At 60.4% G+C, this 22,830-nt stretch carries 22 protein-coding genes; 13 read left to right on the plus strand and 9 right to left on the minus strand.

Annotated features, from left to right (window positions below; all coding sequences use genetic code 11):
• Nucleotides 1–930: 930 nt before the first annotated feature.
• Together FY528_RS09095 and FY528_RS09100 are read right to left on the minus strand one after the other, a co-directional pair.
• Nucleotides 931–1,350 (minus strand): hypothetical protein, encoded by a 420-nt coding sequence (locus tag FY528_RS09095; RefSeq protein ID WP_149070688.1) that lies wholly within the window; start codon nt 1,348–1,350, stop codon nt 931–933.
• Nucleotides 1,351–1,572: 222 nt separating this feature from the next.
• The gene (locus FY528_RS09100; RefSeq protein ID WP_262383956.1) at nt 1,573–3,057 is read right to left on the minus strand and encodes a serine hydrolase; all 1,485 of its coding nucleotides are present in this window, start codon (nt 3,055–3,057) and stop codon (nt 1,573–1,575) included.
• A gap of 437 nt (nt 3,058–3,494) precedes the next feature.
• Here FY528_RS09100 and FY528_RS09105 point away from each other — a divergent pair, with 437 nt between their 5' ends.
• Nucleotides 3,495–3,893 carry a hypothetical protein gene (locus FY528_RS09105; protein WP_149070689.1) on the plus strand — a complete coding sequence of 133 codons (399 nt, stop codon included), beginning with the start codon at nt 3,495–3,497 and terminating at the stop codon, nt 3,891–3,893.
• A 73-nt stretch (nt 3,894–3,966) separates the two neighbouring features.
• On the opposite strand, the gene FY528_RS09110 is transcribed toward FY528_RS09105, so the two are convergent.
• Both FY528_RS09110 and FY528_RS09115 read right to left on the minus strand, forming a co-directional pair.
• Nucleotides 3,967–4,473, minus strand: a complete 507-nt coding sequence (locus FY528_RS09110; protein WP_149070690.1) for a DinB family protein — start codon at nt 4,471–4,473, stop codon at nt 3,967–3,969.
• Between the two features lie 18 nt (nt 4,474–4,491).
• Nucleotides 4,492–5,736: a tetratricopeptide repeat protein gene (locus tag FY528_RS09115; protein ID WP_149070691.1), complete on the minus strand. Its 1,245-nt coding sequence runs from the start codon at nt 5,734–5,736 to the stop codon at nt 4,492–4,494.
• 192 nt (nt 5,737–5,928) lie between these two features.
• Between FY528_RS09115 and FY528_RS09120 the strand changes: the two genes are divergently transcribed.
• Nucleotides 5,929–7,467, plus strand: coding sequence for an aldehyde dehydrogenase family protein (locus tag FY528_RS09120; protein WP_149070692.1), 1,539 nt, complete (start codon nt 5,929–5,931; stop codon nt 7,465–7,467).
• Between the two features lie 126 nt (nt 7,468–7,593).
• On the opposite strand, the gene FY528_RS09125 is transcribed toward FY528_RS09120, so the two are convergent.
• Nucleotides 7,594–8,643 (minus strand): CUB domain-containing protein, encoded by a 1,050-nt coding sequence (locus tag FY528_RS09125; protein WP_149070693.1) that lies wholly within the window; start codon nt 8,641–8,643, stop codon nt 7,594–7,596.
• A 331-nt stretch (nt 8,644–8,974) separates the two neighbouring features.
• Here FY528_RS09125 and FY528_RS09130 point away from each other — a divergent pair, with 331 nt between their 5' ends.
• From FY528_RS09130 to FY528_RS09145, 4 genes are all read left to right on the plus strand, one after another.
• Complete coding sequence (locus FY528_RS09130) at nt 8,975–9,463, plus strand: hypothetical protein (RefSeq protein ID WP_149070694.1); 489 nt, start codon at nt 8,975–8,977, stop codon at nt 9,461–9,463.
• 57 nt (nt 9,464–9,520) lie between these two features.
• A complete protein-coding gene (locus FY528_RS09135) occupies nt 9,521–10,720 on the plus strand; it encodes a pyridoxal phosphate-dependent aminotransferase (RefSeq protein ID WP_149070695.1) in 1,200 nt (399 codons plus the stop codon).
• A 110-nt stretch (nt 10,721–10,830) separates the two neighbouring features.
• Entirely contained in the window at nt 10,831–11,487 is a 657-nt protein-coding gene (locus tag FY528_RS09140; protein WP_149070696.1) for a cytochrome b/b6 domain-containing protein, read from the plus strand.
• 195 nt (nt 11,488–11,682) lie between these two features.
• Nucleotides 11,683–12,192, plus strand: coding sequence for a hypothetical protein (locus FY528_RS09145; protein ID WP_149070697.1), 510 nt, complete (start codon nt 11,683–11,685; stop codon nt 12,190–12,192).
• A gap of 82 nt (nt 12,193–12,274) precedes the next feature.
• On the opposite strand, the gene FY528_RS09150 is transcribed toward FY528_RS09145, so the two are convergent.
• Nucleotides 12,275–13,321, minus strand: coding sequence for an NAD(P)-dependent alcohol dehydrogenase (locus FY528_RS09150; protein WP_149070698.1), 1,047 nt, complete (start codon nt 13,319–13,321; stop codon nt 12,275–12,277).
• Nucleotides 13,322–13,438: 117 nt separating this feature from the next.
• On the opposite strand from FY528_RS09150, the gene FY528_RS09155 reads away from it, so the two are divergent.
• Complete coding sequence (locus FY528_RS09155) at nt 13,439–14,986, plus strand: glycosyltransferase family 39 protein (RefSeq protein ID WP_149070699.1); 1,548 nt, start codon at nt 13,439–13,441, stop codon at nt 14,984–14,986.
• Between the two features lie 4 nt (nt 14,987–14,990).
• Here the strand turns inward: FY528_RS09155 and FY528_RS09160 are convergent, their stop codons facing one another.
• Both FY528_RS09160 and FY528_RS09165 read right to left on the minus strand, forming a co-directional pair.
• On the minus strand, nt 14,991–15,719 hold the full coding sequence (locus tag FY528_RS09160) for a DUF1990 domain-containing protein (RefSeq protein ID WP_149070700.1): 729 nt from the start codon (nt 15,717–15,719) through the stop codon (nt 14,991–14,993).
• Nucleotides 15,703–16,281: a DUF1990 family protein gene (locus FY528_RS09165; protein ID WP_149070701.1), complete on the minus strand. Its 579-nt coding sequence runs from the start codon at nt 16,279–16,281 to the stop codon at nt 15,703–15,705. The genes FY528_RS09160 and FY528_RS09165 overlap by 17 nt, the downstream gene beginning before the upstream one ends.
• Before the next feature lie 220 nt (nt 16,282–16,501).
• On the opposite strand from FY528_RS09165, the gene nfi reads away from it, so the two are divergent.
• Entirely contained in the window at nt 16,502–17,188 is a 687-nt protein-coding gene (gene nfi / locus FY528_RS09170) for a deoxyribonuclease V (protein ID WP_149070702.1), read from the plus strand.
• Nucleotides 17,189–17,481: 293 nt separating this feature from the next.
• Entirely contained in the window at nt 17,482–17,877 is a 396-nt protein-coding gene (locus FY528_RS09175; RefSeq protein WP_149070703.1) for a hypothetical protein, read from the plus strand.
• On the opposite strand, the gene FY528_RS09180 is transcribed toward FY528_RS09175, so the two are convergent.
• Nucleotides 17,854–18,771, minus strand: coding sequence for a glutamate--tRNA ligase family protein (locus tag FY528_RS09180; RefSeq protein ID WP_149070704.1), 918 nt, complete (start codon nt 18,769–18,771; stop codon nt 17,854–17,856). The two genes, FY528_RS09175 and FY528_RS09180, sit on opposite strands and share 24 nt — an antisense overlap.
• 117 nt (nt 18,772–18,888) lie before the next feature.
• Here FY528_RS09180 and FY528_RS09185 point away from each other — a divergent pair, with 117 nt between their 5' ends.
• From FY528_RS09185 to FY528_RS09200, 4 genes are all read left to right on the plus strand, one after another.
• Complete coding sequence (locus FY528_RS09185) at nt 18,889–20,208, plus strand: serine hydrolase domain-containing protein (protein WP_149070705.1); 1,320 nt, start codon at nt 18,889–18,891, stop codon at nt 20,206–20,208.
• Between the two features lie 208 nt (nt 20,209–20,416).
• Nucleotides 20,417–21,130: a pirin family protein gene (locus tag FY528_RS09190; RefSeq protein ID WP_149070706.1), complete on the plus strand. Its 714-nt coding sequence runs from the start codon at nt 20,417–20,419 to the stop codon at nt 21,128–21,130.
• A 114-nt stretch (nt 21,131–21,244) separates the two neighbouring features.
• Nucleotides 21,245–21,823, plus strand: coding sequence for a nitroreductase family protein (locus FY528_RS09195; RefSeq protein WP_149070707.1), 579 nt, complete (start codon nt 21,245–21,247; stop codon nt 21,821–21,823).
• Between the two features lie 5 nt (nt 21,824–21,828).
• Entirely contained in the window at nt 21,829–22,539 is a 711-nt protein-coding gene (locus FY528_RS09200) for a pirin family protein (RefSeq protein WP_149070708.1), read from the plus strand.
• Nucleotides 22,540–22,830 lie beyond the last annotated feature (291 nt).

The following is a 22,830-nucleotide window of genomic DNA, read 5'->3' on the forward strand; positions in this document are numbered from 1 at the left end:
ACCCTAGAAGAAGGCGGGGATTGTCATATTAGGCAGGCTCGAACGCCTGATATAAGGAAGAATCTTACTCCGCCTTCTTCCTTCTCAGCAACCCAAGGTAAAGGGCAATGCGAACATAGGATAGGAGGAGGTGGTGGAGGTAGCACAGGTGGCAGCTGCATAAACAACTGCTCTGTAATACGCCAAACAAGTATAGGTGCGGCTGAAATGAGATTGGGCCTAGAACTTGTTGCTATGTGTGGCCCTGCTGTATACGAAGCGTTTAAACTTGGAGGCTGTTTTGGAGGGCCATTAGGTGCTGCTGGGGCTACTGTATGTACTGCCGCTCTTTGCGGTGGAGTTACATATTACTTGTATGTACAAGAGATAACAAAAGTCGAAGCTGAATATCGGAATTGCCTGATATCATGCCCAAAATAATATATTCGTATATGCATAGCATCACAAGAGCCAACTTGCATAGAGTAGCAAAAATCTTAAAACTCATCGGGCTAATAGGTGTTGCCAATTTATTAGCTAACACCAATTTTATTTCTCATGACTATATTTATCTATTGCCGATATTTATAGGCTATATTCTGGATGCAATAATTGCTGATAATAACAAATTTTTTTATTTAGCGCTATCAATACTTATGCTGCTAGGATATATGGCTATCATTTTTATGTATAAGATTTATTAACCAACATATTCAATACAAACAGACCCAACAAACCAGCTGCATTTTGCCCTATCTGGCGCGAGTTTAGCGCAGCGTAACTCGTGCCGACGCATGACGTGGAGGCTGTACCTCGACTGCCGCAACGCGGCAAAACCAGTAACCGCACCGTCCGGAAGGCCTTGTTCTGGCGGGCAAGTTGAAAACTCGCGTCATGTGTCGGCACGAGTTACGCTCCGCTAAACTCGCGCCAGTACCTGAAGTACCCGCCTCACCCCGGCCGGTTGGCAATAGCCGCCAGCCCGGCCAGCGTACTGGCGACGAACCGGCGGGTACTATCCGTAACCGGGGTCAGGCGAGTAAGTACCTTTTGCCAGCTTTCGAGCTGCTCCTCGGGCGTGAGAGCGTAGCGCCAGCGGGGCTGCCCATCTTCCCATTCCAAGTCCATCCGCACGCCCTCGCGGGCCCAGATGTAGTTGAGCACTATCTCGTCGGTCGGCCGGTGCAGCACGCTGGTGCCATCATCGCCCACGGCTACGAAAAGAAAGGCGCCGTGGTAGTAGCACAACACCCGGTAGCCTTCTTTATCGGAAGACGACAGGCCGTAGAGGCCGTAGCCGCCGGATCTGAAACGCTCCAGCAGCAAGCTTTTGCATTCGGCAACGGTAATGGGAAGCTCAGATATGGGCATCGGTAGAACGAGTAGCTGTGGGCAACTGGGCACATCTGTAAAGACATTAAAACCTCGTTTCCGTCATGCTGATCGGAGTCGAAGCATCTCTACCGCTTCGTTGCCACGTTATTGATTAGCCAGAGGTAAAGATGCTTCGACAAGCTCAGCAGGACATTTTCCGGGGGCGCACTTATTCCACTGGTGCCACAGTTATCCGGAGTCGCCCCTGGAAAGAGTTGGCTACAGGGTTTTCTTCAGGTACGCGGCGGCAGCGGTGTTCTTGGGATTCAGGGCTAGGGCGCGCTTGTAGTTTTTAGCAGCTAGGTCCTTCTGGCCCAGTTCGGCGTAGGTTTCGGCCAGGCTGTCGTAGGTATTGGTGCTCTGCGGGTACAGGCTTACGTTCAGCTTGAACACCTCCAGGGCCTCCTTAGCCAGCTGCTGGCGGAGGAGAAAGTAACCCCAGCCATTCACATCATCCTCGGGCAGTTGATAGGTGGGGTTCTGTTTTTGCTTTTGCTTTACGAGGGTTGCTGCCTGGGCAAAGCCGCGCTGGCGCAGCTCGGTATGCAGAGCGCGAATAGTGGGTGGCAAGCCAAAGCCCGCCACAGCTTTCATATCGGGCAGGTAGTAGCCTGCCAGCTCATCCACGAAACCATCCGGGTTGGCACCCTGCAGGTTGGTCAGCACCACAATGGTCAGGTCGTCTTCGGGGTACATAAACACGGCGGAGCGGCCGCCGCCCACCGGGGCTATGGCCGGATGTTCGGGGCGTAATACCACGGGGCTGCCGAGGGCGTAGCCATTCAGGAAGCGGCTAAAGCCGCGCGGTTGGCCGTTGTTGAGCAGGCCGGGCGTCCAGAGCGTGGTGAGGCTGGCGGGCTGCAGGAGCTTGCCTTGTTGCAGCGCTACGGTCCAGCGGGCTACTTCCTCGGCCGTAGAGCTCATGCCGGCGGCCGTGCGCAAGGAAGGCGCAAACACCTCAAACACGTTCCGCAGTTCTTTGGAGCGCCCCATTACCCCATTCACACTATGGAAAAACGTATAGCCCCGGGCCGCGTGCGGCAGCACGTCGTGGGCGTCGCCGGTAGTAGTCTGGGGCATGCCTACCACGTTCAGCTGACGCTCCTGAATGAATTGGGTGAAGGGCTGCCCGCTTAGCTTGGTCAGTAGCTGGCCCAGAAGCAGGTAGCTGGTTTGGTTGTAGGCAAACTTCTCTCCGGGCTGGAAGTCCATGGGCTGGGCCTGCACTTTCGTCCAGGCCGCCTGCTCATCATCTTCAGTTACCATAGCATCGTTGGCCATGATGTCGGGCAGGCCGGAGGTGTGCGTCAGCAGTTGACGCACCGTAGCAGGCTGCCAGGCCGCGGGCAGCCCCGGGAGGTAGCGCGAAATGGGAGCGGCCAAATCTACTTTGCCGGCTTCTACCAGCTGCATCACGGCCACGCCCACAAAGGCTTTGGTGATGGAGTTGATGGGAAAGCGCGTGCGGCTGGTTACCGGAATCGAGTCCTGGATATTGGCCAGCCCATACTGGGCCGACTTGATGATTTTGCCCTGCCGCACCACCGCCAGCTGCAGGCCGGGAATGCGCAGCTGCCGCATTTTGGCCGCCAGAAAAAGGTCCACGCTGTCGGGCGCCGTGGCGGCGTTGGCCGGGAAACAGCTAGCCAGGCATAGGAGCATTCCCAGCAGGTGGGAAAAGAGAATACGGTTCTTGTTTTTCATAGCAGAAAGAGAGGAAGAGGCAGCGCTACCAAGCAAAGTTGAGCGGTAGATGCGCCAAGTTCCTATATAGTTGGCTACAGATAAGCTTTCTTCCATGTTTTCCAGGAATTATGCACCTAGCCTATTGATAATCAGCTCGTCTTTCTACCTGTTGCAGGGCGCTGAATAGTGGTCAAGGACCAGGCCGATTGCCCTCCTGCACGTCACATTCTTTCCTGATCAGGATTCGTTTTTCCGCCCTATCTCTTCGCTGGCACTGGATTTTCATCCGACAGGGTCGGAAGACCGCTTTGTCCCGGGCAGGGCGTAATCCTGACATAGCCCTAAGTAGATGTCACAAATTCAGGCGGTTCTGCCTTTCCTTTCGTTCCTGTATAAGGTAGACTTGCTCCTGCCGATACCGCCGGGCGTTGGCTTCCCCCTTACCCCTGCTCCCCATGCGCACCGTATCCTTCACCGCCGCCCCTCGCTTTCCACAACCTGCCGCCCTCTCCCTGGTCCTAAAAGACAGCTACCTGAAAGCCCTGGGCTTCGAACCGCTGCGCACCGACCTGCCCGTGCACCAGCTGGCCTCGGCGCAGCCGCTGAGCTACGTGGCCACTACCGATGTGCGCTACCGGCACCCGCACCGCGCTGCCGATGGCACCAGCCTTTACGTCTATGCCTGGCTGCACGAATCGGGGTACCTACTGGCTACCAGCGCCAGCATCAACGACGAAGACCAGATCTTGGTCGAGCTGCCCTCCAACGACTTCCGGCAGCTGCAGCGCCATACGCTTGAGTTCTACGCGTGCCGCGGCGGCGTAGAAACGCCTGCCAAGCCCCAGGCCGCCTAGCCTCGCCCGCCAACAGCCGCCGGCCCCACCAGTACTGCTCTACAATCGGGCGGGCATTGGTGGGGCCGGCTGTTTAGCCCTGTACTATGCGGGCCGTTACCAATAGCTGGCCCACGTGGCGGGTGGTGTGCTCGGCCGCATGCGTGAGCAAGCCGACCACGGTGCTCGGAAGCTGGGCGCGGCCTACGGGTCGGTAGTCCGTAAGGCTCTGCTCGGGTGTGCTCCGCAGCTGTTCTAAAAAGGCCGCTACCTGATGGTGAAAGTGCTGCAGGAGCGCGGCCGTGCTGCCTGGGGTGGTGGGCACGTCGTTTTCGGCAGCCAGATACGCCAGCTGGTCCGGTGTTAACGTTTCCCGCCGGGCATAGGTAGCCAGCCTATCGAGCACGCCCGCCAAGTGCCGCAGGTGAAAGCCTACCGACGCTACACCCGCTGGCTGAACCGCGAGCAGGTGGTCGGGGAAAGCGGCCAGGGCGGCATCGAGTTCTTCTTGGGCTTGCAGGAGGGCGTGGGCTATAGGCTGCAAAAGAGCCGGCACATCGGGTAGCGGCCCCCGCAGCCATACTTCGGGCAAAGCTGACATAATGAGTAATTAGGCTTATTACTTGCCCCGGCTGGCTTTCAGGTAGGCCTGGGCTTCCCGAAACAGCTCGGAGCGGCGCTCCGCCGACTCGTGCAGCACCTGATAGTAGCTGCGGGCCGTTTTCTTGTCGCCTTCCTTGGCCGCCATCCGGGCCAGGTAGGCGTTGGCCAGCAGGTAGAAGCCGCTTTCCGTTTCACCGGTGGTTTCAGCAAACACGATGCTGCGCTGGTAGTAGTCCTGGGCCGCCGTGGGGTTGTGTTCCATGAACTGGGCAATGTAGCCGAGGAAGAAGCTGGCGTAGCGCCCACTGATGGACTCGTAGCCCGGCATGCCCTTGTTCAGCTTTTCCAGGATCTGCCGGCTCACGCGCTGGCACTCCACAAAGTCCCCCTGGTTGTAGCACACCAGGGCGTAGTAGCGCTGGAAGTACGCATTGTCGGGGTAGCTGTTGGCCAGCTCCCGAGCCACTTGCAGGCTGGCTTTGGGGTTTTTCTCTTCCGTGTAGAGCAGCCGCATCAGAAAGAACTTGGCCTCGGTGCTGGTGTAGAACCCGTTGCGGGCCACGGTGCGCAGCTGCTGCATACCTAGCTGGCGGTTTCCCTTGGGAAAAAACAGCAGCACCGGTCGCAGCAAGGGGTAGTTCTCGGAAATCCAGACGGCGTAGTAGTTGATAAGCCCCTGCCCGAACAGGAAGTCGGCGCTGAGGCCGTTGGCTTCCTTACTCTTATCGAGGTAGTCGAGGGCGTACTTGCTGTTGAGGGTAGCTTTGCGCCAGTTTTTACGCTCGGCGTGCAGGCGCGCCTCGAAGCCATAGGCGGCAGCCAGGAAAAAGCTGGCTTCGTAGTTTTTGTTGTCCTGGTCGTAGAGCCGTTCCCCGTGCACAATGGCCGTGTCGAGGTAGGCCAGCATCAGCTTGTCGTACTGCTTGTTCTGAAAGTTGCTGGGCATGATTTTCCAGCACGTGCTCAGGCCCAGCAGAAAGTAGGGCATGGGGTGGTTGGGGTAGCGGCGGCGCAGGGAGCGAAACTGCCGCTCGGCCTTGTCGAACTTGAAGTTGTAGAGGTTTTCCACCGCCCCGCCCAGCTCAATCTGGATGTCTTTGTCCAGCAAAAGCCACCCTTTCGTGTCCACGGCGCTGGGCGCAATTTCTACGTCTCCGAGCTCAATATTGCGAATGGGCGGCAGTGAGTCGGGCTGCTGGGCCCGCACTAGTCCGGGCAAACCCAGGCATAGAAATAGTAAAACCAGGAAATAACGGTGCATAGAGAGGCGGAGGAAGCCGCGAAAGATACCGCGAAAATAGCGTTTTATGCTGGCCGTCAGCATAGGCAGCCTATGTATACGGGCCGATAGACATTGTAGGGCGTCTCAAAAAAGGGCGGGTTTATCCGTTGCAAAGTCCTACTTTGACGCCCACTAAAACGCCTTCTCTTCCGTTCCAACAGTTAAACTCCTATGTCCAAAATTGTTTCTCCGCAGGTAGAATTCGGTTTTCTGCTGCAGCAAATGAAAGCCGCAACGCCCGAAGTATTCTCACCGGACGGCAAATTCCTGAACCTGCTCGAAGGCCGCTGGCAGGAGTTTGGTACCCCGCGCGAGTTCACCTCCCCCATCGATGGTTCCCAGCTGGGCTGGATGCCCATGCTCAACCGCGACGCCGCCCTGCGGGCCGTGCACGCCGCCAAACAGGAGGCCAGCGCCTGGGCCGCTACCGACCTGGATGAGCGCAAGCGCCGGGTGCAGGACTGCCTCGACCAGCTGCGCCCCCAGGTAGACCTGATTGGCAAGCTGCTGATGTGGGAAATCGGCAAAACCTACAAGCTGGGCTTCACTGACATTGACCGTGCTATTGAGGGCGTGCAGTGGTACGTCGATAATATCGAAGGCATGCTGGGCCAGCGCAAGCCCCTGGGCCTGGTCAGCAACATTGCCTCCTGGAACTACCCTATGTCGGTGCTGCTGCACGCGGTGCTGGTGCAGGCCCTGTGCGGCAACGCTGTTATTGCCAAAACGCCCACCGACGGCGGCTTTATTTCCCTGAGTCTGGCCTTTGCCATTGCCCGCCGCTGCGGCCTGCCCGTGACCTTGGTGAGCGGCCCCGGTGGGGAGCTGAGCGACGTGCTGGTGAAAAACGATGCCATCGACTGCCTGAGCTTTGTGGGCGGGCGCTACAACGGCCGCAACATTGCCGACGCCCTGGCCCAACACCAGAAGCGCTACATGCTGGAAATGGAAGGCGTAAACACCTACGGCATCTGGGACTACTCCGACTGGAATGCCCTGGGCGACCAGCTCAAGAAAGGCTACGACTACGGCAAGCAGCGCTGCACGGCCTACGTGCGCTTCGTGGTGCAGCGCAGCCTGTTTCCGCAGTTTCTGGAAACCTACTGGGAAGCCATCCGCAGCCTGAAAGTGGGCAACCCCACGCTGGTAGACCACCCCGACGACAAGCTGCCCGACCTGGCGTTTGGCCCCGTCATCAACCGCCAGCAGGCCGAAGACCTGGACCGCCTCTACGCCGATGCCCTCAAAACCGGCGCAACGCCCATCTTCCAGGGCAAGCTCGATGACGCGCTGTTCCTGCCCGACCAGGACCGCTCGGCCTACCGCGCCCCCCGGGCCCTGGTCAACCTGCCGCGCCAGAGTGAGCTGTACTTCAAGGAGCCCTTCGGCCCCATCGACAGCATCGTGCTCGTAGACCGCGTGGAAGAGCTGGTGGGCGAAATGAACATTTCCAACGGGGCCCTGGTAGCCGCCGTCGCCTCCGACGATGAGAAGTGGGCCGCCCGCACGGCCCGCGAGGTGCGCGCCTTCAAAGTAGGCATCAACAAGCTCCGCTCCCGCGGCGACCGGGAAGAGGTATTCGGCGGGCTGGGCGAGTCGTGGAAAGGCGCCTTTGTGGGCGGCAAGCTGCTGTTAGAAGCTGTAACGGAGGGCCCCGCTCCCGTGCTCGGCAACTACGAAGAGGCCACGCTGCTGCCCGAGAAGCCGTAAGCAACTCTGACTTCCCAATTCCCGTTCCGGGTTTTGCGTTACCTCCACGGGGCGCGAAACCCGGAACGGCTTTTTAGAAGACTACCGGTCGTAACCAGCCATTGCTGGCATTGCAGCCTGAGCGCGCTAGTTCACGCGTATCCAGTGCAGCCGAAACGAGGACGCGCTGCTGCGGGCGTTGCGCACGTAGAAGCGGGTGATGTTGTTACTGAGGTGTTCGTAGCTGTGCGAGACGTACTCACCGCCGCCGCCGCCAGTCTGGTCCACCACAATCATCAGCGTAGGCTGGTAGCCCAGGTTGTGGGTCCAGTCGAAGGTGCCGATGGCGCCGGCCGGAATGCTCACCAAGTTGGAGCTGTAGGTATCCTGGCGCACCGAGCCGTTGACGTGCAGGCGGGTTTGGGGCGAGGCGGTGCCAATGCCCACGTTGCCGTTGTTGCTGACGCGCAGGCCCTCGTTGCCCCCATCGTTGGAGAGCCAGCGGCCATTCAAACGCAGGTTTTGAGTGGCAGTGTGGTTGCCCAGGTTGTCGCCCGGCAGCACGACGGAGCCCCCATCGGTCAGGCTCAGGGTGGAGCCCTGCAGGCTGAGCTGCTGGGTGAGGGCGGCGGTGTTTTGCAAGCTACCATCGGGGAAGCGCACCCCGCCCTGGCTGCTGTAGATGGTGCCGGCCACCTGCAGCTTTTCCAAGGGCTGCGTGGTGCCTACTCCCACGTTGCCGGTGTAGGTACTGGCCGGCACCGGCACGCAGCTCAGCGTAGCGGCAAAGCCCGCGCGCTCCACGCTGGCGTCGCTGGTAAAGCGTAGCGTGAGAGCCCCGAGCACGTTGGTGGCCGTGTAGGTCTGGTTCAGGCCCTCAAGGCCGCTTAGCCGGGCCAGCAAGGGAGTGCTGGTGCTGATGCCATCGTAGATTTCGAGGAAGTCGTAGTCTTTTTCGGTCTGAAATAGGGTGAAATTCAGGCTGACGCGGCCGGTTGCGGCCGTTGGCCGCAGCGTGAGCGTGCTGTTCTGACTAGCGCCGTAGCCATTGATTGTCCCACCAGCGTCGTATACAGTGCCGGCGCAGCCGGTGGAAGTGCTGGTGGCAGTTCCAGCCGACATCAGGATGGTTTGGGCCCGAAGCACGGCGGGCCGGCCGAGCACAAGCAGGGTCAGGATGAGGTATAAGTGTTTCATAGCGGGTAGTTGGAGCGGTTGATGGAGCTAAAATAAGACCTACGCTGGTAAATCCGCGACGGCGCCCGACGCGGCCGTCAGCGCAGGGGCGCTCTGGTCTCCGTTACCCTTCGTTCAACTCGAAGAGCGCGGTCCGCCTGCGTTGCCTGCCATTTACGTAGCGCATAGCAGCGTAGCGTGCCTGAGCGCATAGCCCCAGCCAGGGACCTTATTCCGGGGGCTCCTTTCTCAGCCAGCCCGAGTTGCAACCTTCGGCGGAGGGAATGACTCTCCACTGAGAACGGGCCGGGAGGCCCGGCCATCCCCTGCTCTTTTTCCACCCTTTATTCTTATGCGTTATTCGTTAGCAGCCAGCATGTTGCTGATGGCCGGCCTGTTGTCGGGCTGCTGCTGGGACTGCATCGGCAACGACGGCAACGAGTACCTGTCCCTGGCTTTCTCCACGGATTCGCTGAGCGGCAAGGGCTTCCGGCGCGCCGAGTTGCGCTCCGTGTACGTGGTGCGGTACTCCGATCAGGCGCTGGCCAATCCGCTCGACACGCTCCGCCAACCCACTACCCTGTCGCTCTACTGGCCCCAGGGCATGCTTTCCCTGCTGCCCGTGTCTACCACCGAGGCCGCCGCTTCTGCCAACTGGGCTTTCCCGCAGAGCTACCGCGTAGCCGTGCCCGCCGCCAGCAAGACCTACGACATCAACGCCCTGGAAGTAGATGTTTCGGAAAGCGAATGCGGCTGCACCCAGGCCACGCTGCAGCGTTTTGAGCTGAACGGGAAGCCTACGGAGCCGGGGTTGAGCAAGGTGGTTATCCTGGAGAAATAGTAGAAACGCCCTTTATTGGTTTGGGCGCGCAACCAAACGGGGTGTACATTTAGCCCCATGTTGCAAGCTTCTCAGCGCGGCCGGGCTATGCCACTTTCGCCCTACCGCCGCCTTTCGCCCTATGCTGATGCCGCCAAGGCCCGCGGCCTGCATGTCTACCACCTCAACATCGGCCAGCCCGATATTGAAACGCCTCCGGCCATGATGGCGGCGGTTCAGCAAGCGGATATCCGGGTGCTGGAGTACAGCCACGGCGCGGGTACGCTCAGCTACCGCCAGAAGCTGGCGACCTACTACCAGCGGGCCGATATTGCCGTCACGCCCGACGAAATCATCGTGACCACCGGGGGCTCAGAGGCCATTCTGTTTGCCCTGCTCAGCTGCCTGAACCCCGGCGACGAAGTGCTGGTACCCGAGCCGTACTACGGCGCCTACACTGCCTTTTCCATCGCCGCGGGCGTCACGCTGGTCCCCGTGCTTTCCTACATTGAAACGGGGTTTGCGCTGCCGTCCCTGGCGGAGCTGGAAGCCCACCTCACCGAGCGCACCCGCGCCGTGCTTATCTGCAACCCCAACAACCCCACCGGCTACGTGTACAGCCGCACGGAGCTGGAGCAGCTCCTCGACCTGTGCCAGCGCCACCAGCTGTTTCTGCTGTCGGATGAGGCCTACCGGGAGTTTTGCTACGACGCGCCCTACGTAAGTGCCCTGCACCTGGGCCCGGCCGCCCACGAGTACGTGGTGTTGCTGGATACCATTTCCAAGCGCTACAGCGCCTGCGGAGCCCGCCTGGGCGCCCTGGTCACCAAAAACCAGACGATTCGGGACGCCGCGTTCCGGTTCGCGCAGATGCGCATCAGCCCGCCCGGCCTGGCTCAGCTCATGGGCGAAGCCGCCGCCGACCTGCCCGAGTCGTACTTCGACCACACCAAAGCCGAGTACCAGGCCCGCCGCGACCGGCTGGTGGAGCGCCTGCGCGCTATGCCCGGCGTAGTGTGTCCGCGTCCGGGAGGTGCGTTCTACGTGCTGTGCCGCCTGCCGGTAGACGATGCCGCCCGCTTTTCCCAGTGGCTGCTGGAAGATTTCAACCACGAGGGCCAGACACTGATGATGTCGCCGGCCGTGGGCTTCTACGCTACCCCGGGCGCAGGCATCGATGAAGTTCGGCTGGCCTACGTGCTCAACCTCCAGGCCCTGGATGCGGCCATGGATTGCCTGGAGCACGGCCTGCGCGTGTATCCTGGTCGACGCAATTAAGCCCTCAAGCGGTTCTTTGCCGATTCTCGCGGAGTAAGTCGTAGCTTTTGCCCACGATTTCTTCCGGGTTTATTTCCTGCCTTACGCCCTACGCTCATCTTGCTTCCTTTATGCCTCAGACAACTGAAACCACGCCCGTAAAAAAGTACTCCGCCGGGCTGCGCATCTGGCACTGGTCCAACTACCTCGTGATTTCGGGGCTGCTCAGCACCATTCTGTTTCTGCGCGTCATCATCAACATGCGGGGGCTGTTCCCGAAAATGCAGCAGGTGCTACAGGAGCAGGGTATTTCGGCCACCGAGCAGCAGCTGCGCGGAGTAGGCCGTCTGGTAAGTCACCGTATCTGGGGCTGGCACATCTACCTGGGCGTGGCGCTGGCTGTACTGCTGGGGTGGCGCATCATAGCGGAGCTGGTGGCACCGGCCATGCAGCGGTTCAGGGCGCGACTCCAACGCGCTGCCCAGGCGCCGGCCGAGGGCACTGGTTTCCGGCTTCGCAAGTCGACAGCGGTGAAGTACTCGTACCTGATTTTCTACCTACTGCTTACCGTGATGGTGGTTACCGGCCTGCTGCTCGTGTATGCCGACGACGTGGAAGCCCTGCACAAGCTGGAGCATGATATCAAGGAAATCCACAACGTGAACATGTACCTGATTCTGGCCTTCATTGTGGTGCATATTGTAGGCGTCGTCTGGGCCGAGCTGCACAAGGACCGCGGCATCACCTCCGACATGCTCCACGGCGGCACCCTAGCCGACAAGGAGTAGCTTGGCCGTACTTAACGCTGGTAGTTCCTGCGTATCTTAAACCCGTTGAAGCGCTTCGGCTGTTTCAACGGGTTTTTCTTTCGCTGTCTTCTAATCTAGCAGGCCCTGGGCTATGCTTACCCACAACCGTAGCGGCACTGTTCTTGCCCAGGCGGCGGGGTCGTTTTGTTTACGTTTCGTTTGTGTGTTTGCTGTATGCGTACCTCCTGGCTGTTAACGGGCTTTCTGAGCTTTTGCGGAATAAGCTTACTGGCGAGCAGCACCCCAGCTGCCCGTCCCCCGCAGTACCTCACCCTGCGCCGCAACGGCGCGGCCCTGCCTACGGACTCTATCAGTTCCCGCTTCGAGGTTTCGCCGAATGAAAGCCGGGTGCTTACCCTTACCATTGTACCCGCCGAGGCCCCCGACGACCCTGGCCTGACCATTATGGTGGATGAGTTTAAGCCGGTGCCGGCCGTGTATCGGTTCAAGGAAATCCTCAGTGGCCATATCCGCGAGGCTTCCTACCGGGTTGGCAATGTGGCCGCCGAATCCAAGGCCTGCGCCCTCAACGATGGCGAAGTGCGCGTAACGGCCGTGGATACGGCTCATCATTTGTTAACGGGCACCTACCGGGCGGTGCTTTGCCAAACCAACGTAGCCCGCGCGGCGGCGCGGCGCCTGGTGCTAGAGGGCACCTTTGCTTTTCCTTACGAGGTGCGGTAGCCCGCAGCATCCATTCGATAAACTCAAAGCGGCCCACTCCCTCAGGGAATGGGCCGCTTTCTTGTTGCCTAATAGCAACTGGTTACTTCAGCGTGGCCAAGTCGATAACGAAGCGGTACTTCACGTCACTCTTCAGCATCCGCTCGTAGGCCTCGTTGATGTAGCTCATCGGAATGACTTCCACGTCCGAAACAATGTTGTGCTGGGCGCAGAAGTCGAGCATTTCCTGGGTTTCCTGGATGCCGCCGATGAGGGAGCCGGCAATGCGGCGGCGCTTGCCAATGAGCTGGAAGGCGTGCAGCTGCGGGGCTTCCGGGGGCACGCCGAGCAGGATCATGGTACCGTCGCGGCGCAGCAGGCTCACGTACTGGCTCAGGTCCAGCGGAGCCGACACGGTGTTCAGGATGAAGTCGAAGTAGTTGCTGACGCTTTTGAGGGCGGATTTGTCTTTCGTCACTACAAACTTATGCGCCCCCAGCGCCCGGGCATCGGCTTCCTTGTCGGGGGAGGTGCTGAGCACGGTTACCTCGGCACCCATGGCGGCGGCCAGCTTCACGGCCATGTGGCCCAGCCCGCCCAGGCCCATGACGCCCACCCGGTGTCCCGGTCCAACCTTCCACTGACGCAGCGGCGAGTAGGTGGTGATGCCGGCGCACAGCAGCGGAGCCACCCCGGCCAGGGGCAGCGTATCGGGCACGCGTAGGGTATAGGCCTCGTCCACCACAATCTGGGTGGAGTAGCCACCGTACGTGGGTGCGCCCGTGCCCCGCTCGCGGCCGCCGTAAGTGCCTACCATGCCCACCTCGCAGTACTGCTCCAGGCCCTCCTGGCAGCTGGGGCAGGTACGGCAGGAATCTACCATGCAGCCTACGCCAGCTAAGTCGCCTACCCGGAAGTTTTTCACGTGGGCGCCCACCTGCGTTACGCGGCCTACAATTTCGTGGCCGGGCACCATGGGGAAGATGGAGCCGCCCCACTCGTCGCGCACCTGGTGCAGGTCAGAGTGGCAGACTCCACAAAACAGGATTTCAATCTGCACGTCGTGGGCGCCCACTTCACGCCGCTCGAACTGGAACGGCGCCAGGGGGCTGCTGGCCGCGGGGGCGGCGTATGCTTTGGTTGTACTCATCATAGAAAGGCTCAAAAAACGAACTGTAATAACTCCGATGCGGGGGGAAGGTTGTGCGGCCGGGTCGCTTATCTTGCTGCCCCTTACTCCCGAGGTCGTTATTCCCTAATTCTACCAATGCCCTCTTCTCCCCCTAAGTCCCCGTTCTACGGGGGCTGGCTGCTCGGGCTAGCTGCGCTTCGCCTCGCCGCTCAGTCTTTGCTCATTCACCCGGCCTACCAGTTACACCGCGACGAGTATCTGCACCTGGACCAGGCCAACCATTTGGCCTGGGGCTACATCTCCCTGCCCCCGCTTACCTCGTGGGTGGCGTGGCTGGTGCAGGCCCTGGGCGGGGGCGAGTACTGGGTGCATTTTTTTCCGGCTTTCTTCGGGGTGCTGACGCTGGTGCTGGTATGGGCGCTGGTGCACGAGCTGGGTGGGGGCTTCTACGCCAAGCTGCTGGCCGCCGGGGCCGTCCTGCTCTCGGCCTTGCTGCGCATCAACCTGCTGTTTCAGCCCAACTCGTTTGATGTCTTGGCCTGGACGGCGGCCACCTATTGCCTGGTGCGCTACCTGCACACCACGCGCCTGGCCTGGATGCTGGCCCTAGGAGCCGTGCTGGGCCTGGGCATGCTTAACAAGTACAACGTCGTGTTTTGGGCGGCCGGCATGCTGCCGGCCTTGCTGCTGTCGGAGCACCGCCAGCGGGTGTTTGGGCGGCGGGCCATCTACCTGGCGGCGGGGCTGGCGTTGCTGATTTTCCTGCCGAACCTGCTCTGGCAGGTGCAGCACCATTTCCCGGTGGTGTGGCACATGCAAGAGCTGAAGCGCACCCAACTGGTGAATGTAGAGGCTTCGGATTTCCTGAAAAGCCAGCTGCTGTTTTTCCTGAATAGCTTCTGGCTGCTGGTTGCGGCTGGCGTGGGCCTGGCCCGCTGGCCCGCGCTGCGGCCTTACCGGTTTCTGGGCTGGAGCGTGCTCCTGACGCTGGCTATTTTTCTGGGGCTGCACGCCAAAGACTACTACGCCATTGGGCTGTATCCGCCGCTGCTGGCGGTAGGCGCCGTGTATATGGAACACCTGCTGCGGGCCGGGCGCTGGCGCTACCTACGGCCGGTGCTGCCGCTGGTGCAGCTGCTGCTCATTGTGCCCATGCTGCGGGTAGGGTTTCCGCTGCAGCCGCCCGCCGCCCTGCAGGCCCGGGCCGCCGACTTTGAGGCGCTGGGTTTGCTGCGCTGGGAAGACGGGCAGAACCACCCCCTGCCCCAGGACTTTGCCGATATGCTGGGCTGGCGCGAAATGACGGACAAGGCCGTAGCCGCCTACCAGCTCCTCCCCGATTCCCTCCGGGCGCATACCCTGGTGCTCTGCGACAACTACGGCCAGACGGGCGCCCTCAACTACTACAGCCGCGGCAGGCTCCCCCTGGCCGTTTCGTTTAATGCCGATTACGTGTACTGGTTTCCGGATCTGAGCACCATCCGGGCCTTTGTGCTGGTAACCGAGGATGGGGGCCCCGATAAAGAAGATGAGCAGCATTTCCAGCGGGTACAGCGCCTGACGACCGTTGAGGAGCCCCTGGCCCGGGAGCATGGCACCCAAATCAACCTCCTGACGGGACCAGACCAAGCCATTATCCAAAAGCTAAAGCTGCGCCTGCAGGACCGGCAGCAACTGCGGTAGGGCTTTACTGGGCTTTGTCTAGCTGCTCCTGGGCGGCTTTGCTTTCGGAGGCTGCCTGCACGGGCGTGGCGGGCGCCGTCGGCGTGGTTTGGCCGGTGCGCATGATTTCGGCTACCTGCTCCTGCAGGCGGCGCATAGACTCGCGGGCGAAGCGCTTTTGCAGCATCCGGCCAAAGAGCTTAAAGCCAATCCAGTAGAATGGGTTGCGGATCTGGCCCACCTGGGAAAAGGCGTGAATCCGGAACAGGACGCGCCCGGTGGCCAGCAACTTATGGATGGTGAAGTCAATCTGCCCCCGCTCGAAGTGCCCTTCCAGGGTGCGGTAGTTGTAGCCCCACACCTGCTCCTCCCCATCGGGTGAAGCGCGCCGCTCATCCGTAACCCCGCCCACGCGCACGCCAAACCAGAACGAGAAGCCCAGAAACTGCGCCCGCAGCACCATCAGCCGCTTTTCCAGGGGCTGATCCGGCACGAAGATGCCCGTAATCAGGTTGGGGGGGGGGAAGGAGTAGCGCCGCAGTACCTCCTGGGCGGCGGCCCAGCTGCCGTGTGGCGCGGGCGGGCCGGGGGCCTCCTGAGGAAGTTCTACCTCGTAGTCGTCGATGCGCCAGCCGTTTTCGGCGGTGTACTCACTCACGCGGGTGAGGTCGAAGTTCACCGCCGAGTTTTCATAGGCCTGAAGCCGGGCTTGCTGCTGCTCCCACAGCGCCGGTGCCTTAGATGGTGCGCTCATGGTGGTCGGTGTGCTGCCCGTTTCCGTCCTGTTCCACTGTTTCTACCTGCACAGGCCCGGTGGGGGTGCCGCCGCTGGCCTCCGCCGCGCGCTGGCAGAACGTCACCCAGGTTTGCTCCTGCACTTGCTTACCTACCCCGATGGTACTGTAGGCAAAAGCCACCAGCCCGTCGCGGGAGCGGGCCCAGGAGTGAATTTCAAAACGCAGCGTATCAGGTTTGGTGGGCAGGTTGCGGGCCGAGAACCGGATGCGGCCGGCCTCGGGGTGCCCTTCCAAGGTAATCAGCTCAAAGTGTTGATCAGCTACTTCCGTCACGCGTACTTCGCCATTCCAGGGACCCAGAATCTTGATGTGAAATTCGTCGCCGACGGCCAGACTGTGCGCCTCCCCTTTTTCCTTGTGGAAATCAGCCAGCAGATCGGGCGAAAACTTCTCTAGGTCGCATTTAATGTCGTGAAACAGCTCCTTAGCTGATTTCTTGGAGTGCTCGATATCAATAAAATAGCGCCGCTCTATGTGCGGGCCGGCACCGGTATGGGCAGGTTGTTCGGGTTTGGGCATAGCAGCCCGCCGGAGGCAGCATAGGAGCAACCCGGCAGGATGTGTCTTAACGCAGAGAAACCCAGCCGGGTTAGGCAATGGGTGAGTCGGTAGCTGGGGGACTAGGCGAAGAGCCGGATCAGTAGATCAGGGAATGACCTGCCAGATGGATAAAGGTGTCAGCCCCGCCGTATAACGCTCATTTACTCATTCGCTCATCTCCCCCTACCCTCTTTCATCCATGGCCTATTACCGTCCTTACCACCCGCCCGCCGACCCAATTATAGTCCGTGACCTCACGCGCCAGCAGGACGAGCTGCGCACCCACGTACAGCTGCAGCCGCTGGCCGCCGAGCCTACGCTTGTAGCTGGCTGCGACTCTTCATTTCCCACCCCCGAAACGGTGCTGTCCGTTTTTGTGGTTTTGCGGTTTCCTTCTTTGGAGGTTGTGGAGAAAGTGTACCACACCAGCCCCGTGACGCTGCCTTACATACCGGGGCTGCTGGCTTTCCGCGAAGCGCCTAACTTGCTGCTGGCCTACGAAAAGCTGCAGCACCGGCCCGACGTGATTATGGTGGATGGGCACGGCATTGCGCACCCGCGCCGTATGGGCATTGCCGCGCACCTGGGCGTGATGCTCAACCGCCCAACGTTTGGCGTTGCCAAGCAAAAGCTGACCGGCGTGTACCAGGAGCCCGCCCTCCAGAAAGGCAGCATCACGCCCTTGACCGATAAAAGTGGGGAGCTGCTGGGCGAGGTTATTCGCAGCAAGGACAAGGTGAACCCGCTGTTTGTGTCGCCGGGCCACCTCTGCGACCAGGCCACGGCCACGCGCCTCACGCTGGCCTGCCTGCGCGGCTATAAGCTGCCCGAGCCCACGCGCCTGGCCGATCATTGGGCTGAGGAATTCAAAAAGGAGCTGCGCTGATGAAGACCCTGGCTTTCATCCTGGGTGGCTTGGTTCTTCTCGGTGGCGCTGGATGTCACTCAGACACTCATACCCAACAAGCTGTTGAGGCTCCGGCGACGCTTCCGGCACCCTCCAAGGCCTCTACTTCCGTTCCGCCTCCGAAGAACAATACGCCGCCCGCTGCTGCCGACACCTCTTTTCTGGCCAGCTGGAAGCAGTTCAACCAAGCCCTAAAGCAGCAGGATACCGTCGCACTTCAGACCCTGATTGATCCAACCGCGGGGCTCTGGATTCTTGAGCAGCCCGGGGCCATGCCGCTTCTCTCCCGTGTTTCCCGCGTCACGGCCTTTCGGCGCGAGTACCAGCAGTTGCCACTTCTCTCAATAGCCCGGCAGCTCATGGACTGCCCTGCTCCCGTTTCCGTGGCGCAATTTCCCCGGTTCGACTGCGGTGCCCAGGGCGAAGGCCGCAGTGGCTTTGCGCAGGAAGGCTGTTTTGCTGGCCCCGGAGCGGCCTTCCAAACGCTGGACGTGTGGCCCTACGCGACGTTACGAGGCGGAACGGCCGCACAAGGCAAAGCCGCCCAACAACGGGTGCTGCGCACCGTTTTGCAAACCAATACGGGCTTTCGGTTTCACTTTGGCCGCGGGGCTGATGGCCGCTGGCGGCTGCTTTACCTGGATTTACGCGTTCCGTGCAGTGCTTAGCGCCGACTGCAGGCTAATCAGCGACGAAGCCGCTGCTACTGGCAACCCCAGCAGCTGAGCCACCACCCGGTATACCACCACTGGCCCGCCGGCCTCGGCCATGATACCCCGCTGGCTTGAGGCTTGCGTTGATTTGGAGAGCTTGACCCCATCGGCGCCAGAAATGAGGGTATGATGCCCAAATTGCACCCGGCGAAAGGCCTCCATCCCGGGCAGGTACTGCGCTAGCCACAGTTGGGCGGCTGTGCTTGGCAGCAAGTCCAGCCCGCGCACAATCAGCGTTACGCCCAGGCGCACATCGTCTATTATCGACGCTAGCTGGTACGCGGGCCAGCCGTCCTTCTTGCGGATGACAAAATCGCCCAGCTCCCGGGCCAGGCCTACTTGCACGGGCCCCTGCCATAAGTCATCGAAACAAACCAGCGTCTCCTCCGGAACCCGGACGCGCCAGGCCACGTCCGCGACGGCGGCTTCCACCTGGGCACCCCGGCAAGTACCAGGGTAGCGGCCATCTGTGGACGTGCGGGCCAACCCGGTGCGGGAGCAGCGGCACGCATACACCATTGTGGGGTTTGCAGCCAATGTCGCTTGCAACACGGCAGTGTAGTCACTTAAATAATGGCGCTGGGAATAGTGCTGCTCAAAATCGTCGAGGCCGGTGGGGCCAAAGTCGTAGTCGAGGCCCAGCCAGTCGATGGTGCGGAAGATATTTTCCAGGTACTGCGGCCGCACCCGGGCCCGGTCCAGGTCGTCGATGCGCAGGTGCAGGGTGCCGCCGGCCTGCCGCACCAGCAGCCAGGTAAGGGTGAAGTTCACGGCGTTGCCTAGGTGCAGAAATCCGCTGGGCGTAGGGGCCAGGCGCGAAACAACGGAAGCAGGCAACGGTGAAAGCATAACTCAAGCCCGCAAATATACTACGGACCAGGCGGCGGAAATCCGCTGAAATATTGGCGTTAAACTATTCTTCCGCCTTGCCGTCCAAGCCCCCGCCTGTAACTTCCCGGTCTGCTTATGAGATACGCGCTACTCTACCTGTTGCTATTGATAGGGGCTTCTTTTGCTCATGCCCAGCAGCCCCTTTATTTCCCACCGCTTGCGGGGGCGACCTGGGCTACGACTTCCCCGCAAAGCCTGGGCTGGTGCCAGCCCCGCCTCGACTCGCTCCTGAATTTTCTGGGGCGCAAGGGCACCAAGTCGTTTATCATCCTCAAAGACGGCCGCGTGGTTGTAGAGCAGTACTACGGCACCTACACGCAGGATTCGGTCTGGTACTGGGCTTCGGCCAGCAAGGCCCTGACGGCTACGCTGGTGGGCATAGCGCACCAGCAAGGCTTGGTGAGTTTGGACGACAGCGTATCCCGCTACCTCGGCCGCGCCTGGACGTCGACTACCTCCGCTCAGGAGCGCCAGATTACCGTGCGCCACCTGCTAACCATGACTTCCGGCTTAGACGATACCCCGCCACTACCCTGCGACAACGAGACTACTGACCCGGCCTGCCTGCTTTATCTGGCGCCGGCCGGCAGCCGCTGGGCCTATCATACCGGGGCATACCGCCGGCTGCTGGACGTGTTAGCCAAAGCCAGCAGCCTACCCATCAACCAGTACACCAGCCAAAAGCTGACGGAGCGGATTGGGATGCGGGGCCTGTGGGTGAATGGGGTGTACTACAGCCGCGCCCGCGACATGGCCCGCTTTGGGCTGCTCACCTTGGCAAATGGCCAGTGGAATAGCCTGCCGGTGCTTACCGATGCTGCTTACCGCCAGCAGATGCTGACGCCTTCCCAGGCGTTTAACCAGGCGTACGGTTACCTCTGGTGGCTAAACGGCCAAACCTCTTATAAACTCCCCGGCCCCCAGCAAACCGTTTTGCCAGGGGCGCTTATTCCGTCTGCTCCCGCCGACCTGGTAGCCGCCCTCGGCAAAAACGACCAGAAAATCTACGTGGTGCCCAGTCTGGGGCTGGTGGTTGTGCGCCAGGGAAATTCGGCCGGCAACCCCCGTTTGGCGCTTTCTTCCTTCGATACCGAACTGTGGCGCTATATATCGGCCCTGAACTGTACGGCCACGGCCAGCACCCCGCCGGCTGCGGCACCTGGCTGGCACCTGGCGCCCAACCCAGCTACCGGCACTACGCTTGTCCGCTGGACTACGCCCCCACCTGCTGGCAGCTACCTGCAGCTTTGCACCTTGCTGGGCCAGGAGTTGCGCCGCGTTCCTGCTAGCTCCGCTACCCTATCCCTGCAAGACGTTGCGCCCGGCCTCTACATCGTCGGCTGCTTTGGGCCCGATGGCCGTAGTCTGGGCAGGCAGCGCCTACTGGTGCAATAGCTGCTTCGAAGGGTATTGCCTTTTCCTAATAAATCTTATGCGCCCACTTGCTTGTTGGTTTGGCTTGTCCAGTCGATTATAGCAGTTAGTCATTCTCTTTTCTAAATATTATTTCAGGTGAAAAGGAAACATTTTTTCGAAACCTATGTATGTACATATATTCGCATTCAGTTCACCCCGAACTGATGTTGGAATTTGTACTACTCCCATGAAAACGGTTCTTCACGCGGCTTCCAGCCGCGGCCACGCCAGCCACGGTTGGCTTAATTCTTACCACTCGTTCAGCTTTGCGGGCTACCAGAATCCCGAGCGGGTGCACTTCGGGGCTTTGCGCGTGCTCAACGACGACACCGTGGCAGCGGGCATGGGCTTCGGCACCCACCCGCACGACAACATGGAAATCATCAGCATTCCGTTGGAGGGCACCCTGGAGCACAAAGACAGCGCCGGCAACCACGGCATCATCCGCCAGGGCGACGTGCAGGTGATGAGTGCCGGGACGGACATTGCGCACAGCGAGAAAAACCACAGCCACACCGAGCAGGTGAAGTTTCTCCAGATCTGGGTGTTCCCCAACAAGCGCAACGTAACGCCCCGCTACGACCAACAGACTTTTCAGGCGGCCGACCGCGCCAATCAGTTTCAGCAAATCCTGTCGCCCGCACCCGATGATGCCGGCGTCTGGATTCACCAGGATGCGTGGTTTCACCTCGCCGATTTCTCGGCTGGCCACTCGGCCGAGTATGCCCTGAAAAAAACCGGCAACGGGGTGTACGTGTTCGTGCTGGAAGGCGACGTGACGGTAAACGGCCAGACTCTGCACTCCCGCGACGGACTGGGCGTTTGGGACACCGATATCCTGGCTTTCCAGGCTGACTCGGCCGCCCGCCTCCTGCTCATGGAAGTTCCCATGAATTTCTAATTCATTTTCCCCTCGGCCACGCTGCTTGCGTATGCGTGGTCAAGCGGGTCTTTTCTATTTCTTACTCGCCAGCCCCGGCTGCCTGTGCGCCGCTGGCCTTTGCCTTGTCTTGCCATGAAACACGCCCTCACCACCTACCCTGTCCAGGAAACCATTCGGAAGCGGTGGAGCCCACGCGCTTTTGCCAGCTACCCGGTAGCGCCCGAAACCCTGCAACAAGTATTTGAGGCTGCCTCCTGGGCCGCCAGCGCCATGAACGCCCAGCCCTGGCGCTACATCTATGCCCACCACGCCGACCAGGAAACCTTTCAGAAGATGGTTGACTGCCTGCTGCCCGGCAACCAGCCCTGGGCCAAGCACGCGCCGGTGCTGATTCTGGCGCTGGCGCAGACCCAGTTCGACAATGGCAACCCCAACCCGGCTGCCCTGCACGATTTAGGCATGGCCAATGCCAACCTGATGCTGGAAGCTACGGCCCTGGGCCTGCATGGCCACTTCATGGGAGGCTTTGACCCGGCGAAAACCAAGGCTACCTTCGAGCTGCCCGACGCCCTACAGCCCGTGGCCTTCCTGGCCCTTGGCTACCTTGGCGCGGCGGAGCAGCTGGAAGAGCCTTTCCGCAGCCGCGAACAGGCTCCGCGGCTGCGCAAATCCGTAGCCGAAGTAGCCTTCCACAAAGAGCTAGCAGCCTGATTACCATGAACCACCGCATCATCCGGGCCGCCGAACGGGGGCTGAAAGACATTGGCTGGCTGCAAAGCAACTTCACGTTTTCCTTCAGCAGCTACGCTAACCCCGAACGGAGCGGGTTCGGCTTGTTGCGGGTGTTCAATGATGATTTCGTGCAGAAAGGTGGGGGCTTCGGCCTGCATGCGCACCAGAACATGGAAATCATTTCGGTGCTGCTGGCCGGGCGCATGAATCACAAGGATTCTTTAGGCTACTCGGAGGTAATTGAGCCGGGTGGCGTGCAGATTATGAGTGCCGGCAGCGGCCTGCGCCATGAGGAATACAACGTGGGCGACGACGAAGTAAACTTCCTGCAGATCTGGATTGAGCCCAAGCTAGGCAACATCACCCCGCGCTACCAGCGGCGGCAGTTTCCGGAAGAGAAGCGCCGCAACCAGCTGGTCACCATCGTCAGCAACGAGGAGGGCACGGCGCATTGCTGGATCAATCAGAACGCGCGCCTATCTCTCGGCTACTTCGAGGCCGGCCATGAACTACGCTATGACCTCAAGCCGCTGAATAAAGCAGTATTCATTTTCGTAATCGACGGCAGCGTGCAAGTAAACGGGCAGTCGGTGGACAAGCGTGACAGTATCGGCCTATGGAATACCGATACTGTGGCTGTGAAATGCCTAACGGAAGCGCGCTTTATTGTGATTGAAGCGCCCATTAATCACTAAGTTGAGGACGCGGCAGAGGCCGGCCATAGTATAGATAAGTAGTACGCTGCCTTGGTCTCATCGCCAAGGCAGCTTTTTTGCCCCGTTAGTAACAACTTGCCCCCTTCCGCACCGTTTGAGGACGTGTTTATCCGCTTGCCTCCGCTTCCGCCTTCTACCAAAGTCCATTTCGTCTCATTGCGTGACTGAAGATGGAGGGTCTTACATAAAACCTTAGGTACCAGAAGCATTTGGATAGTAAGCCCGATTTGCTCCTTTGACTAGCAGTTCATCCTGCTATAGTACCAGATG

The organism is Hymenobacter lutimineralis (genome assembly GCF_008271285.1).
In the GTDB taxonomy this organism is placed as follows: Bacteria; Bacteroidota; Bacteroidia; order Cytophagales; family Hymenobacteraceae; genus Hymenobacter; species Hymenobacter lutimineralis.